Source organism: Rhizobium sp. WW22 (assembly GCF_047041135.1).
In the GTDB taxonomy this organism is placed as follows: Bacteria; Pseudomonadota; Alphaproteobacteria; order Rhizobiales; family Rhizobiaceae; genus Rhizobium.
Genome location: NZ_CP178198.1, coordinates 2,464,758 through 2,479,573, shown reverse-complemented (window position 1 = coordinate 2,479,573; position 14,816 = coordinate 2,464,758). Strand labels below are relative to the sequence as shown.

Genomic DNA, 14,816 nt, shown 5'->3' with positions numbered 1-14,816 from the left:
GTACACCAATTATAAGGAGTGAATTGCGGGAGAGATAAATAGTGCGGGGCGGACATTACGCCAATGCAAAAACCTATCAAGCGCATGAGTTTGAAGAATGCATCACAGAAATTGATCTACGCAATCAACAAATAAAATGATGCGCTGCAGCGAAACTTTATTGCTTGATTTATGCAGCAAAGGCAATCTTACGTCTTCGGTTGACGAAATTTTGCCGTTTTGCTCTTGCGAAGGCAGAAGCTTTCTGGCATAGAGCTGATGAATTAGGACAGGGTTGCTGTCCTATTTTGGCCGCCAAGGCCGAAGATGCGCTAAGGGTCCTGACGATGTCGGGATTTCGAGCTATAGTTACCGGGAGCATGTCCCTTTCAGCCTTTCGGGCAGTGGGCAATGCGGCGGTGGAATAGCAGGACGCGAAACGCTGACGACGGGCTCCATACAAGGAGCCGCGGTTCGCGGCCGGATCTTCACAATGCAACAGCGCAGTCGCGCGTCGGCCCCGGAAACGGACCGCGCGGGACGAAGGAGCGCCCGCGATGCGGGCCTTATCGGAGGGAAGACCATGACGAACAGGACGACGTTGACGAGTTTTGACCAGACCGCTGCAGTGAATGCTGCCGTGACGGCCAAGACGTCGAAACGCGCTGTCGGCTTCCCGCCGAAACAGGGCCTTTATGATCCCCGCAACGAGCATGACGCCTGCGGCGTCGGCTTCGTTGCGCATATGAAGGGTCAGAAGTCGCACCAGATCGTGCGCGACGGCTTGTTCATTCTCGAAAACCTGACGCATCGCGGTGCTGTCGGCGCCGATCCGCTGATGGGCGATGGGGCCGGCATTCTCGTACAGATTCCCGATCGCTTCTTCCGCGAGGAGATGGCCAAGCAGGGCGTCGTCCTGCCGAAGGCCGGCGAGTATGGCGTCGGCCATTTCTTCCTGCCGCGCGACGAGGCGCTGATCGAGCACTTCAAGACTGCGATCAAGCAGGTTGTCGCCGAGGAAGGCCAAGTGCTGCTCGGCTTCCGCGATGTGCCTGTCGATAACTCTTCGCTGTCGAAGGCGCCTGACATTGCCGCCACCGAGCCGCACCATGTACAGGTCTTCATCGGCGCCGGCCGCGACGCCGGCACGAACGAGGAGTTCGAGCGTCGTCTCTTCACCCTGCGCAAGGTGATCTCCAACCGCATCTATGCGGAATACGAGGGCGAGGAGAGCAGTTTCTACCCCGTCTCGCTGTCGAGCTCGACCATTGTCTACAAGGGCATGTTCCTCGCCTATCAGGTGGGCGCCTATTATAAGGACCTCTCCGACCCGCGTTTCGAGACGGCGGTTGCTCTCGTGCACCAGCGTTTCTCGACGAACACCTTCCCGTCGTGGAAGCTTGCGCATCCCTACCGCATGGTCGCGCATAACGGCGAAATCAACACGCTGCGTGGTAACGTCAACTGGATGGCAGCGCGCCAGGCATCGGTGTCCTCGCCGCTGTTCGGTGACGATATCTCCAAGCTCTGGCCGATCTCCTATGAGGGTCAGTCCGATACGGCCTGTTTCGACAACGCGCTCGAATTCCTCGTGCGTGGTGGATACTCCCTTGCGCACGCCATGATGATGCTTATCCCCGAGGCGTGGGCCGGCAACCAGCTGATGGCTCCGGAACGCAAGGCATTTTACGAGTATCATGCCGCCTTGATGGAGCCATGGGATGGTCCTGCCGCCGTCGCTTTCACAGACGGCAAGCAGATCGGCGCGACGCTCGACCGTAACGGCCTGCGTCCGGCCCGCTATCTCGTCACCAATGATGACCGCGTCATCATGGCGTCCGAAGCCGGCGTTCTGCCTGTCGAGGAAGAGAAGATCATCCAGAAGTGGCGCCTGCAGCCGGGCAAGATGCTGCTGATCGACATGGAAAAGGGCCGCATCATCTCCGACGACGAGGTGAAGTCGGAACTCGCCAGCAAGCATCCCTATCGCAGCTGGTTGAACCGCACGCAGCTGATCCTGGAAGACCTGAAGCCGGTCGAGCCGCGCGCGCTGCGCCGCGACGTGTCGCTGCTCGATCGCCAGCAGGCTTTCGGCTATACGACCGAGGACACCAAGCTCCTGATGTCGCCGATGGCGACGACGGGTCAGGAAGCCGTCGGCTCCATGGGCACGGATACGCCGATCTCGGCCATGTCGGACAAGCCGAAGCTGCTCTACACCTACTTCAAGCAGAACTTCGCGCAGGTGACGAACCCGCCGATCGATCCGATCCGCGAGGAGCTCGTCATGAGCCTCGTCTCCTTCATCGGCCCGCGCCCGAACCTGCTCGATCATACCGGCATGGCCAACGCCAAGCGTCTGGAAGTGCGCCAGCCGATCCTGACCAACGGCGATCTCGAAAAGATCCGCTCGATCGGTCACACCGAGGATCGCTTCGACACCAAGACGCTCGACTTCACCTATGATGTCGAACGTGGCGCCGAAGGCATGCCCGAGATGCTCGACCGTCTCTGCGAGCGGGCGGAAGCGGCCGTTCGCGGCGGCTACAACATCATCGTGCTTTCCGACCGTCAGATCGGACCGGACCGCATCGCGATCCCGGCGCTGCTGGCGACGGCAGCCGTGCACCATCACCTGATCCGCAAGGGCTTGCGCACCTCGGTCGGTATCGTTGTCGAAACCGGCGAGCCGCGTGAAGTGCATCACTTCTGCCTGCTCGCCGGTTACGGCGCCGAGGCGATCAACCCGTATATGGCGTTCGACACGCTGCTTGACATGCATCAGCGCGGCGAATTCCCGAAGGAAGTGGATGCGACCGAAGTCGTCTACCGCTATATCAAGGCTGTCGGCAAGGGCATCCTCAAGGTCATGTCGAAGATGGGCATCTCGACCTATCAGTCCTATTGCGGCGCGCAGATCTTCGATGCCGTGGGCTTGCAGCAGGAGCTGGTCGACAAGTACTTCTTCGGCACCGCAACCATGATCGAAGGCATCGGCCTCGAAACGATCGCCGAGGAAACCGTTGCCCGTCACAAGGCTGCTTTCGGCCGCGATCCGCTGCTCGCAAGCACGCTCGACATCGGTGGCGAATATGCCTACCGCATGCGTGGCGAAAGCCACGCCTGGACGCCCGATGCTGTGGCTGCCCTGCAGCATGCCGTGCGCGGGAATGCCGAGGATCGCTATCGCGAATTCTCCGAAATGGTCAACGAGTCGGCGCTCCGGATGAACACCATCCGTGGCCTCTTCAAGATCAAAGGTGCGGAAGCGCTCGGCCGCAAGCCGATCTCGATCGACGAGGTCGAGCCGGCTGCCGATATCGTCAAGCGCTTCTCGACAGGCGCCATGTCCTTCGGCTCCATCAGCCGCGAGGCGCATACGACGCTGGCGATTGCCATGAACCGCATCGGCGGCAAGTCGAATACTGGCGAGGGTGGTGAGGAAGCCGATCGCTACATGCCGCTCTTCGACGGCTCGCCGAACCCGGAACGTTCCGCCATCAAGCAGATCGCCTCCGGCCGTTTTGGCGTGACGACCGAATATCTGGTTAATGCCGACGTGCTGCAGATCAAGGTGGCGCAGGGCGCCAAGCCCGGCGAAGGCGGTCAGCTACCCGGCCATAAGGTCGACGCTACGGTTGCCAAGACCCGGCACTCGACGCCGGGCGTCGGCCTGATCTCGCCGCCGCCGCATCATGACATCTACTCGATCGAAGATCTGGCGCAGCTGATCTACGACCTGAAGAATGTCAACCCGACCTCGGATGTCTCGGTCAAGCTCGTTTCGGAAGTCGGCGTCGGCACGGTTGCCGCCGGCGTTGCCAAGGCGCGCGCCGATCACATCACCGTCTCGGGCTATGATGGCGGCACCGGCGCTTCGCCGCTGACCTCGCTGAAGCACGCCGGTTCGCCCTGGGAAATCGGCCTTGCCGAAACCCAGCAGACGCTTGTCCTGAACGGGCTGCGCTCGCGCATCGCCCTGCAGGTGGATGGTGGTCTCAAGACCGGCCGTGACGTCATCATCGGCGCGCTGCTCGGCGCCGACGAATTCGGCTTCGCCACCGCGCCGCTGATTGCGGCCGGCTGCATCATGATGCGCAAGTGCCACCTCAACACCTGTCCGGTTGGCGTCGCCACCCAGGATCCGGTGCTGCGCAAGCGCTTCAAGGGCGCGCCGGAGCATGTCATCAACTACTTCTTCTTCGTGGCCGAAGAAGTACGCGAGATCCTCGCCTCGCTTGGCGTTGCCAAGCTGGACGAGATCATCGGCGCTTCCGAGCTTCTGGAAAAGGACGAGATGCTCGCTCACTGGAAGGCGAGGGGCCTCGACTTCAGCCGCATCTTCCACAAGGTCGATGCGCCGAAGGAAGAGACCTACTGGACGACAGTGCAGAAGCACCCGATCGACGACATTCTCGACCGCAAGCTGATCGAGAAGGCAGAGCCGGCGCTTTCTTCAAAGACGCCCGTCGCCTTCGAAGTCGACATCAGGAATGTCGATCGTTCGGCCGGCGCCATGCTGTCGGGCGCGGTTGCCAAGCGCTATGGTCATCGTGGCCTGAAGGATGACACGATCAATGTCACCCTGAAGGGGACGGCGGGCCAGTCCTTCGCGGCCTTCCTGGCACGGGGCGTCACCTTCAATCTGATCGGTGACGGCAACGACTATGTCGGCAAGGGCCTTTCGGGTGGCCGCATCATCATCCGCCCGCCGGAGAACTCGAAGATCGTTGCTGAGCACTCGATCATCGTCGGCAATACCGTGCTTTACGGTGCGACCGAGGGCGAGTGCTACTTCCGCGGTGTCGCGGGCGAGCGCTTCGCGGTCAGAAACTCGGGCGCGATCGCCGTCGTCGAAGGCGTAGGCGATCATGGCTGCGAATACATGACCGGCGGCGTCGTCGTCGTGCTCGGGGAAACCGGACGCAACTTTGCGGCCGGAATGTCGGGCGGCGTGGCCTATGTTCTTGATGAGAAGGGCGATTTCGCCCGCCGCTGCAACATGGCGATGGTCGAGCTGGAGCCGGTTCCCGAGGAAGACGAGCTGCTGGAGAAGCTGCATCATCATGGTGGCGACATCATGCACAAGGGACGCGTCGACGTCTCCGATGACATGACGCGCCACGACGAAGAGCGTCTCTTCCAGCTGATTTCGAACCACTTCCACTATACGGGCTCGACGCGAGCCAAGGAGATCCTCGATCACTGGGCCGATTACCGCCCGAAATTCCGCAAGGTCATGCCGGTCGAATACCGCCGCGCCCTTGAGGAAATGGAGCGCAGCCGGATGAGCGTGGCGGCGGAGTAATCCGCCCCGGTTCTGAAACCAGTCGAGGGTTTCGCCTCGCATTGCGATCGCCGTCATGGCGGTCGCGACTGTCGAATAGCGGAATCGGATTTGAATTAAAGTGCCGGACAGGGAAACCGAGATGACCCCCAGGCACGGGAGCCAGGAGCTCCTCTTTTTGAGTGAGGAAACGAAAGCATGGGCAAGGTAACAGGCTTCTTGGAAATCGACCGGCAGGTGGCGAAGTATCAGCCGGCGTCGGATCGCATCCGGCATTTCCGTGAATTCACGATCCCCATGTCGGACCAGGAAGTGCAGAAACAGGCAGCCCGCTGCATGGACTGTGGCATTCCCTATTGCCACGGCCCGACCGGCTGCCCGGTGCACAACCAGATCCCCGATTGGAACGACCTCGTCTACAACAACAATTGGGAACAGGCGATCCACAACCTGCATTCGACCAACAACTTCCCGGAATTCACCGGCCGCGTCTGCCCCGCACCCTGCGAGGAAGCCTGCACGCTGAACCTGGAAGATGCCCCGGTCGCGATCAAGACCGTCGAGCAGGCGATTGCCGACAAGGCCTATGAGCTCGGCTTCATCCGGCCGCAGCCGGCAACGGTTCACACCGGCAAGAAGGTCGCAATCATCGGCTCCGGCCCTGCCGGCATGGCTGCCGCTCAGCAGCTTGGCCGCGCAGGTCACGACGTCCACGTCTACGAGCGCGAAAGCAAGCCGGGCGGCCTGCTGCGCTATGGTATCCCGGATTTCAAGATGGAGAAGAACTTCATCGATCGCCGCGTCGAGCAGATGAAGGGCGAAGGCGTCACCTTCCATTGCGGCGTCAATGTTGGCGTCGATGTCAAGGTCGAACAGCTTCTGGCCGACCATGATGCCGTGCTCTATTGCGGCGGCTCGGAAACCCCGCGCGAAGCTGGCATTCCCGGCACGACGCTCGCCGGCGTCCATGACGCCATGCCCTATCTGGTGCAGCAGAACCGCCGCGTCGGCCGCGAAAACATCGACAGCGTCGGCTGGCCTGCCGATCCGATTCTGGCGGGCGGCAAGCATATCGTCGTCGTCGGTGGTGGCGACACGGCATCCGACTGCGTCGGCACGGCATTCCGCCAGGGTGCGGTGAAGGTGACCCAGCTCGACATTCGTCCGCAGCCGCCGGAGAAGGAAGACAAGCTCGCCGTATGGCCCTTCTGGGCAACGAAGATGCGCACCTCTTCCTCGCAGGCCGAAGGTGCGGTTCGCGAATTCCAGGTGGCAACGCTCGAGTTCATCGGCGAAGACGGCGTGCTGACGGGCGTGAAGTGCTGCGAAGTCGACGATCGCCGCAAGCCGATTGCCGGGACAGAGTTTGTCATCCGCGCCGATCTCGCCTTCATTGCCATCGGCTTCCGCGGCCCGTTCACCGAGGGCGTTCTCAAGGAAATGGACGGCAAGCTAACGTTGAATACCGACCGCCGCGGCTCGACCAACGTCGTTGCCAACGACAAGGACTATAAGACCTCGGTCGACAAGCTCTGGACGGCCGGGGACATTCGCCGCGGCCAGTCGCTGGTCGTCTGGGCGATCCGCGAGGGCCGTCAGGCCGCGCGCGCGATCGACGAGGCCTTGATGGGTTCGACGGTCCTGCCGGCCTAAGTTTCGCTGTCCTCTCGCGCAAAGTTGTTGAAGGCCGGGTTCGTTACAAACCCGGCCTTTGTCGTTACCCGCTTGCGGCGATGTTCCAGTTGTAGAGGCAGCGGTCGAGGCCGATGGCGATTTCGAGCACCGCGACGTCATGGTCTATCGCCGGCCCCTTCTTCGGGTGGCTGCGGTAGCGCTGCGGAAAATCCGTGCGTTTCGAGATCGAGCAGACCTCCATCCATTTGTCGCCATTGTCGACCTCGATATCCATGGTGACCTCGGAATAGGCCGGAAGGCGATCGGACGGCACGATCCGTGTCGGCAGATGGATGACCGAGGCGATCATCCGGCAGACGGGTTCCAATGCTGCGGCGTGATAATCATTGCCGCTATCGGCGGTGAAGGCGCATTGGAATTCGAGCTGCCAGAATTCCTTGAGCCTTACATGTTTGCTCGACTGGTCCTGTTCCCGGCGGTAGGATTTGCCCGCCTGCCAGACGCATAGTGGCAGCCTCGTTCTCGAATGATTTCCGAGAAGATGCTGCATGTAGGCGTAGGTTGACGGCGTCGTTTCGGGCCGGAGCACAAGTTCGGCTTCGGCGTTCGACATTCGCTCCTGCACCCATATGTCCGAGTTGGAATAGGCATCCGAGACGAGATTTCGCGGCATCAGGGTTGGAGCCTCGACCCGCCGGATATCCCAAGCCTGGTTTTCCGATCGCAGGAGGTTCGCGACTTCGCCGGAAAAGAAGCGGATGAAGTCGTCGCGTAGCCGGATGTCCCGCTCTTCCCAGTGAACGAGCGAATTGACGTTATAGATATTGAGCACGTGCCATTCTCCATGGGCAACGTTGATGTCTAGAGGTGAGGGCTTTACGTCCAGCAGCCGCCGGACGCATCAACGCCTCCGGCCGTCACGACTGGACGCGGAGACCTCGGCCGGAGAAAGCGCGCAAAACCGCAGCCTGCAGGCAGGTGCGGTAACGATCGATCTGATCTGCGCTCTTGGTGCTCATGCAGTTCTTCTATTGGCGAGACGCGGCCTTGTCAAACCGCCTTCGCGCCGCTTATCGCGCGACTGATCCGGGCAATCTGTAGTCGTCCACACGGCCGACAGGCGCCGGGTCCATCAGACCCTTCTCGACCAGAAGATCGCGGGGTGATGAAGTGGTTATGGCGGGGGCAGGGCTGCTGCCGAGAAGCTGCGAGCCGCCGTCAAGATCGGGATCGGAGAGGCTCATCGGCTGGGTGCGGGTGATCTTTTCCGGCTCTGTGCCCGGAAGATTGGCCTGTTGCGCCGGCAGCGGATTGCTGGTGTCCAGGCGCGTGATGTCGGGGCTTGCCTGATCACCCAGGATCCGGCGTGCGGATTTCTCCAGATAGAAGGCGACCTTGCGCTTGCCGGCCGCCGTCAGATTGACGCCGTCGGCCGTTCTCAGTCGAACCTGCTGGCCGTTGATATCGGAACCGGTCACGATGAATTCGCCGTTCTGGTCGGTAAATCCATCCCATATGTCGATGAACTCGCCGCCGACGCTGGTGGTCTGGCTTTGGTAGATCTGGTTGAGCTTGACCGCGCTGGCGGTCAGCTGATCCGAGCCGAAGGAGGGCAGCCCGACCCAGAGCAGCGGAATATGACGGCTCGTTACCAGTTTGGCGAATTGCTGTACGCGTTCTTCATAGGCGAGGAACCATGGATCGGTGCCGTATTTCTCGTTGAGCCCATCGCCGATCATCTGCTGGCGGTCATTGGCGCCGATCATGACGACGACCATGGCCGGTTTCAGCTGGTCGATCATTCCGGGCAATTGCTGCGGCCAATTGTAATAATCCTGCCGCACGAGACCGGAGGCGACGTTGCCGCGGGACTGGACGACGACGCCGGGGGAGGTAGAGAAGGCATCTTCCAGCCCGGTTGCCAGGCCGCTCGCCAGAAAATCACCGACGACGAGGATGGTTTTGGCGTCAGAAAGCTTTTCGGCGGGCGGCGGCGTTTCCGGCTGCGCGACCGGCTGGCGCGGCGGCGGGGTCGGACGCTTTTTCGGCTGCACCTTGCGCCGTGGCGGCGGCTGCTCCATGGGTTGGTCCGGATAATCGGGCTCGCGGGTGCCGAACAGCATGTCGAACAGGTTCCGCCGGGGCCGCTCCTGCGCTTCGGCCATGTTCGGCAAGCAGGCAAGCGCGATGACGGCGGCGAGGAATGCCGTCAGAACAATCCTCAGAGTTGCCTTGGTCGCGCGCGCAGGGTGTTTCATCATCGCTTCTTTTCCGCTGACGAGTCCGGGCCGCACAAGGACGATTCCATCGTCCGGTGGTCCCGGATTCGCTCGAGGCGGCCTACTTACGCAATGCTTTCAGCAGGTTCATTGACGGCTCGCCGTCCGCATCCATGCCCATGCGCTGCTGGACGGCTGATATGGCGGCCTTCGAGCCCGAGCCGAAATTGCCGTCGACCACGCCGTCATAATAGCCGAGTTCCTTCAGACGCGTCTGCAGCTCGAATTTCTGCTTGACGTCGAGCGTGCCGCTCGGACGGGGCCAGGATTGCTGCATGCCGCCATAGCCGGCAATCTGATCCGCGAGCAGCCCGACTGCCAAGGCGTAGCTGTCGGAGGCGTTGTAGCGCTTGATGGTGAAGAAGTTACCGGTCATCAGGAAGCCGGGGCCGTTCGGTCCGCCGGGTATCTTTAGCTGCGCGCGGTCGGAGGTGCTACGGAAACCCTTGCCGTTAGGACGCACGAAGCCGAGAGCCGCCCATTGCGCGATCGTATGTGTCTTGCCGGCCTGGGCGCTGCCGCCGGGTGGTACGACGACTTCATAACCCCAGGTACGGCCGGTATCCCAGCCGTTCTTGGCGAGGAGGTTGGCCGTCGTCGCCAGGGCGTCCGGAATGGAATTCCAGATATCGGCATGGCCACTGCCGTCGGCATCGACTGCATAGAGCAGATAGCTCGTCGGGATGAATTGCGTATGGCCCATGGCGCCGGCCCAGGAACCGTTCAGGTCCTTGCGCGAGATATCGCCCTTCTGCAGGATTTTCAGGGCGGCGATCAGCTGCTTCTTGGCATAATTCGCACGCTTCGGATCGGCGTAGGCAAGGGTCGCCAGCGCGCGGGGCACATAATGCAGCCGATCGTTCTTGGCGAGAACCTCGCCGTAATTCGACTCCATCGACCAGATGGCCAGTATGATATTGCGATCGACGCCGAAATGCTGTTCGAGCGTGCGCAGTGTAGATCCGTACTTAACCGCCATCTTGCGGCCAATATCGACCGTATAGGGATTGACACGGGAGTCGAGGTAATCCCAGATTTGGGACTTGAATTCCGGCTGGTACTGCGCCTTTTCAAGCACCGTGGGGTCCGGGTCGGTTACGCCGGCAAATGCATTGCGATACGTGGATTGCGTGATGCCGCTCTTTGCCGCGGTAGCGTAGAAGCCCGCGATCCATTTCTGGAACCCAGGGTCAGCGCTGGCGTTAACGGGAAGGAATCCCGCAAAGGCGCCGAGCGCGAGCGCCAGAGCGAGACCACGAAGGGAGTGTTTGCGGTTTACGGTCATCTACAGCCTTGTCCATCAATCGTTGGATTTCGGTGCGGCGATGCGTGTGGCATCGGCCCATGCGTGACGCTAAACGAACGAAGTCAACAAATTCTTTACCATGGAAGCTTGCGTCAGTCATTATTTGCAAAACGGTAGCAAATCTAATCTACTGACCTTTAGAATGGCTTTGTGCCAACTGATTTAATGCCCAGGAGGTATGCGTGGGACAGCATAAGAAGGTTCGTAAGGCAGTATTTCCGGTCGCCGGACTAGGGACGCGGTTCTTGCCGGCGACCAAGGCGGTGCCGAAGGAAATGCTGACCGTCGTTGATAAGCCGGTGATCCAGTATGTCGTCGACGAGGCGATGGAAGCAGGCATCGAGCATTTCGTATTCGTGACCGGCCGCAGCAAGCACGTCATCGAGGATTATTTCGACATCCAGTTCGAGCTCGAGCAGACGCTGCGTCAGCGTAACAAGAATGCCGAACTGTCGCTTCTGAGCGGCCTGCTGCCGAAGGCCGGTACGGCAAGCTTCACGCGCCAGCAGGAGCCGCTCGGTCTCGGCCACGCCGTCTGGTGCGCCCGCGAGATCGTCGGCGACGAACCCTTTGCGCTGCTACTGCCCGACATGGTCATGCGCGCCGAAAAGGGCTGCATGAAGGGCATGATCGAGCTTTACGAGCAGAGCGGCGGCAATGTCATCGCCGTCGAGGAATGCGCGCCCGATCAGGCTCATAAATATGGCATCGTCGGCGTCGGCGAGACGATCGGCAGCGGCTTCCGCATCACGGAAATGGTTGAGAAGCCGGCCAAGGGCACGGCGCCTTCCAACTTCTTCATCAACGGCCGCTACATCCTGCAGCCGGAAATCTTCCGTATCCTGGAAAGCCAGGAGCGCGGTGCCGGCAACGAGATCCAGCTGACGGACGGCATGCTGAAGCTTGCCAAGACGCAGGATTTCGCCGGCTATCACTTCCGGGGGCAGACGTTCGACTGCGGTGCAAAGGATGGCTTCATCCTCGCGAACGTCGCCTTTGCCTTGGCGCGTGACGACATCCGCCCGACTATCGAGGATGAGTTCAAGGCGCTCGTTGCTGCTCTGAAATAAGTGATCGAACTTCCGAATATGTTGGGGCCCGTCGTATGCCGGGCCTCAATTCGTTTGAACGGAAGAATCATCAAAATGCGAGGGCGGTCGTCAACGCTTCGCGGTCAAACCGATGCCGGCCTGAAGCTGACGGGTGCTGTCGCCAACGTCTCTGGTCGTCAGCTGATAGCCGACATTGCCGGTGAGATCGAGGTAACGGTTGATTCCCCAGGTCAGGCCGAAGGTGGCGTCATATTCGGTTTCATCGGCGGCGCTGCCATTGGAGGGGTAGTCGCGCCAGATCGTTCCGCCCGTCAGCTTGGCGGTGAGATCGTCGCGCAGCTGATGGGCCACGGTGCTCGTCAGTTGGTAAGCGGTGTAGCCGCTGAGACCGGCCGTGGTTGAAGGCTGGACCGTCGTCGAAAGGCCGACACTGATATCGGTGCCGCGCTGTGGCGACCAGGCGAGGCTGCCGTCGATCGTCGGCGAGTCGACCGAACTCAGGCGCGAATCGTCGAACTCCGTGTGTTGGTAGCCGAAGCCGAGCTCGCCCTTGAATTTTTCACCGAGGTCGACTTCGACGCCGCCCTTGCCGCCATAGCTCTGGTTCGAGCGGGCATAACCGTTGCTGTCGCGCGTCTGGTCGTAGACGGCGCGTCCGAGATCCACTTCCACGAAGGGAATGATGGCGGGCGATAGCTCGTACCCGATGCGGCCGCGCCAGCTTCCGGCCGTCTGGTTGCGGTCGCTGAGGGTAACCGTCGTGCCATCCGAAAGCACGGCGTTGGAATAGACACTGCGTGTCAGCGCCACGGCCGTCGTGCCGCGCAGCAGGCCGAAATCGCGTTCCAGTGAGAGACCGGCCGTATATTGGTTGACGGCGGATTGTTTCGAGGCGCCGGCGATCGCATTCGGATCGCTGGTGTCCTCGCGGTAGAATTGATAGCCGGCGGTGACATGTGCCGTCGTGTCGGCGGGAAGATCCAGGCGCAGGTCGGCATTAAGATTGACTGTCGGTTTCTCTTCGCCCGTGCCGCCGACGTTCCTCTGCCAGACGCCTTCGCCGGTGATGGTCAGCGCGTGGCGATCCCAATCCGATGTCAGGGTGCTGCGCAGGTCGGTCTGCAGGAAAGTGCGGTTGTTCTTGACGTCGCCGGTGCGATCCCGCTCGATATTGACCGACTGATTGATCGAGGGGCGCAGGGTAAAGGTGCCGAGCGGTATACCCTGGGCGTCTGCGCGATCCGGATATTGGCGAGCCTTCAGACCGTCGACGGCAGATTCCCGCTGGTTCACGCGGCGCAGGTCGTTATCCAGCGTCGAGCCGGTGGTCGTGGGGTCGATACCGGTGAGGCGCAGCGGCGCGTTCAATGGCGCGTCGCTGGAGGTCGGTGTCTGGTTTGCCGGTGCGGTTGCCTGGCTGTCGGGGGTGGGTGCGGCGCTCGGATCCGTTGAGGAAGCCGATGTCGGGGCGGGCAAGGTATCGTCGAGGTTCTGATCTGGCGGCAATGATTGCGCATGGATCGGCAGTGGAAGGGCAAATGCGATACCCCAGCCGAGCAGGGCGGAACTCGCCCATGCCGTCAGCCGGAGGGCACCATGACCCGCCTTGTCCTTGCCGATGCCCATGTTGTTTATATCTGACCCTGCTGGAAATGACCTAAATTCTTACTCAAGTGTAAAGGCGCGTGGTTAACGGTTGGTTGCCAAGCGATGGCAACAAGAACGGGTTCGATAATATTTGTCGGGAAGATGTTGCAGGCTGTCGCATCGCTATAAGTCGATCTTTGGTGGACAGATTTGCCGAAAAGCGTTAGGCCTCGCTCATGAACAAGAGAGCTGTAAGACTCATCGAGAATGGTGCGATCGAATCCGCGATGCGAACGATCGAGACCGAGAGACGGGGCATGGAAGCGCTGGAACGCGCACTGACCAACGGTCTGGCCGCGCCTTTCAGCCGCGCGGTGGAGATCATAGGCGATATTTCCGGCCGTGTGGTGATCACCGGCGTCGGCAAGAGCGGCCATATCGGCAACAAGCTCGCCGCAAGCCTGGCGTCCACGGGTACGCCGGCATTCTTCGTGCACCCGGTCGAAGCCAATCACGGCGATCTCGGCATGATCACGCAGCACGATGTCATCATCGCCATATCGTGGGGCGGCGAGAGCGCGGAGCTGCGTGGCATCATCAGCTATTCACGCCGTTTCTCGATTCCCATGATCGCGATCACTGCCGGCGAGACTTCTACGCTTGCGCGCGAATCGGATGTGGTGCTGCTGCTGCCCAAGGAGCAGGAGGCCTGCCCGCATGGGCTGGCGCCGACGACATCGACGCTGCTGCAGCTTGCCATCGGCGATGCGCTGACCGTCGCCTTGCTGGAGGCGCGCGGTTTTACGGCCGAAGATTTCCGTACCTTCCATCCGGGCGGCAAGCTCGGTGCCAGCCTCTCGCATGTGGCCGACATTATGCATAGAGGCGACAGTGTGCCGCTCGTCAAGCTTGGAACCGGCATGCCGGAAGCGGCGATGACGCTGTCGAAGATGCGGTTCGGCTGCGTGGGCGTGATCGATGATGATGGTTGCCTGTGCGGCATCGTCACCGATGGCGATATCGCCCGCAATCTCGGCACCAGCCTTGCGGAGAAGCTGGTCGACGAGGTGATGACCCCCAATCCGAAAACGGTAAAGGAAACGACGCTGGCGACGAGTGCCATGGCCGTGCTCAACCGCCACAATATCTCGGCTCTGATGGTCATCGATGAAGCGCGCCGGCCGATCGGCGTCGTGCATTTCCACGATCTGCTGCGGATCGGCGTCGCCTGATCAGACCGGTTCGACCGTGAGCTCGCGGCCGTTGCTGGCGACCACCTTGACGCGGGTGCCGACGGGCAGGTCCGGCCCGCTGACGGTCCAATAGGTATCGTTCAGGCGAATGCGCCCGCGGCCCTCGGCGATCGGCTGGTCGAGTGTTGCCGTGCGGCCGACCAGGCTCGCGCCGCGCTGGTTCAGGAACGGCTCGTCGGTCACCTGGTTGTTGTTATAGAGATAGCGGCGGCCGATGAGAGTGACGATCACCGCCGTGGCGGCGAAGACCAGCCCTTGAACCTGCCAGACCCAGAAGCTGCTTTCCCAAAACAGAAGCGACAAGGCGCCGACGACGATCGCGGCGAGCCCGATCCAGACGAGAAAGAAGCCTGGCAGGATCAGTTCGGCGGCAAGCAGCACCAAACCCACGAGCCACCAGCTCCAGGGCCCGAGTTCGACGATGAGATTGTCGAACAT

The 14,816-nt window shown here is 61.3% G+C and carries 9 protein-coding genes; 4 read left to right on the top strand and 5 right to left on the bottom strand.

The genetic code is table 11. The features are described 5' to 3' along the window. The first annotated feature begins 562 nt into the window (after positions 1 to 562). Both gltB and ACK83U_RS12245 read left to right on the top strand, forming a co-directional pair. Positions 563 to 5,287, top strand: a complete 4,725-nt coding sequence (gltB, locus tag ACK83U_RS12250) for a glutamate synthase large subunit (RefSeq protein ID WP_112609613.1) — start codon at positions 563 to 565, stop codon at positions 5,285 to 5,287. Between the two features lie 177 nt (positions 5,288 to 5,464). Next, positions 5,465 to 6,919, top strand: coding sequence for a glutamate synthase subunit beta (locus ACK83U_RS12245; protein ID WP_112609611.1), 1,455 nt, complete (start codon positions 5,465 to 5,467; stop codon positions 6,917 to 6,919). A 64-nt stretch (positions 6,920 to 6,983) separates the two neighbouring features. Here the strand turns inward: ACK83U_RS12245 and ACK83U_RS12240 are convergent, their stop codons facing one another. The 3 genes from ACK83U_RS12240 to ACK83U_RS12230 all read right to left on the bottom strand — a co-directional run bounded on the left by ACK83U_RS12240 (position 6,984) and on the right by ACK83U_RS12230 (position 10,465). Further along, positions 6,984 to 7,733 carry an aminoacyl--tRNA ligase-related protein gene (locus tag ACK83U_RS12240; protein WP_112609609.1) on the bottom strand — a complete coding sequence of 250 codons (750 nt, stop codon included), beginning with the start codon at positions 7,731 to 7,733 and terminating at the stop codon, positions 6,984 to 6,986. A gap of 238 nt (positions 7,734 to 7,971) precedes the next feature. After that, the gene (locus ACK83U_RS12235; RefSeq protein WP_112609607.1) at positions 7,972 to 9,162 is read right to left on the bottom strand and encodes a DUF459 domain-containing protein; all 1,191 of its coding nucleotides are present in this window, start codon (positions 9,160 to 9,162) and stop codon (positions 7,972 to 7,974) included. Between the two features lie 79 nt (positions 9,163 to 9,241). Next, on the bottom strand, positions 9,242 to 10,465 hold the full coding sequence (locus ACK83U_RS12230) for a lytic murein transglycosylase (RefSeq protein WP_112609605.1): 1,224 nt from the start codon (positions 10,463 to 10,465) through the stop codon (positions 9,242 to 9,244). Between the two features lie 203 nt (positions 10,466 to 10,668). Here ACK83U_RS12230 and galU point away from each other — a divergent pair, with 203 nt between their 5' ends. Next, a complete protein-coding gene (galU, locus tag ACK83U_RS12225; protein ID WP_112609603.1) occupies positions 10,669 to 11,556 on the top strand; it encodes a UTP--glucose-1-phosphate uridylyltransferase GalU in 888 nt (295 codons plus the stop codon). Positions 11,557 to 11,646: 90 nt separating this feature from the next. On the opposite strand, the gene ACK83U_RS12220 is transcribed toward galU, so the two are convergent. Then, on the bottom strand, positions 11,647 to 13,164 hold the full coding sequence (locus ACK83U_RS12220) for an outer membrane beta-barrel protein (protein WP_112609601.1): 1,518 nt from the start codon (positions 13,162 to 13,164) through the stop codon (positions 11,647 to 11,649). 197 nt (positions 13,165 to 13,361) lie between these two features. On the opposite strand from ACK83U_RS12220, the gene ACK83U_RS12215 reads away from it, so the two are divergent. After that, positions 13,362 to 14,357, top strand: coding sequence for a KpsF/GutQ family sugar-phosphate isomerase (locus tag ACK83U_RS12215; protein WP_112609599.1), 996 nt, complete (start codon positions 13,362 to 13,364; stop codon positions 14,355 to 14,357). Here the strand turns inward: ACK83U_RS12215 and ACK83U_RS12210 are convergent, their stop codons facing one another. Further along, entirely contained in the window at positions 14,358 to 14,816 is a 459-nt protein-coding gene (locus ACK83U_RS12210) for an NfeD family protein (protein ID WP_112609597.1), read from the bottom strand. It lies immediately after the preceding gene.

Coding starts and splice junctions, on each gene's coding strand:
- ACK83U_RS12235 (WP_112609607.1), bottom strand. CDS start 9,162: ATGATGAAACACCCTGCGCGCGCGACCAAGGCAACTCTGAGGATTGTT.
- ACK83U_RS12230 (WP_112609605.1), bottom strand. CDS start 10,465: ATGACCGTAAACCGCAAACACTCCCTTCGTGGTCTCGCTCTGGCGCTC.
- ACK83U_RS12215 (WP_112609599.1), top strand. CDS start 13,362: ATGAACAAGAGAGCTGTAAGACTCATCGAGAATGGTGCGATCGAATCC.
- ACK83U_RS12245 (WP_112609611.1), top strand. CDS start 5,465: ATGGGCAAGGTAACAGGCTTCTTGGAAATCGACCGGCAGGTGGCGAAG.
- ACK83U_RS12210 (WP_112609597.1), bottom strand. CDS start 14,816: ATGTTCGACAATCTCATCGTCGAACTCGGGCCCTGGAGCTGGTGGCTC.
- gltB (WP_112609613.1), top strand. CDS start 563: ATGACGAACAGGACGACGTTGACGAGTTTTGACCAGACCGCTGCAGTG.
- ACK83U_RS12220 (WP_112609601.1), bottom strand. CDS start 13,164: ATGGGCATCGGCAAGGACAAGGCGGGTCATGGTGCCCTCCGGCTGACG.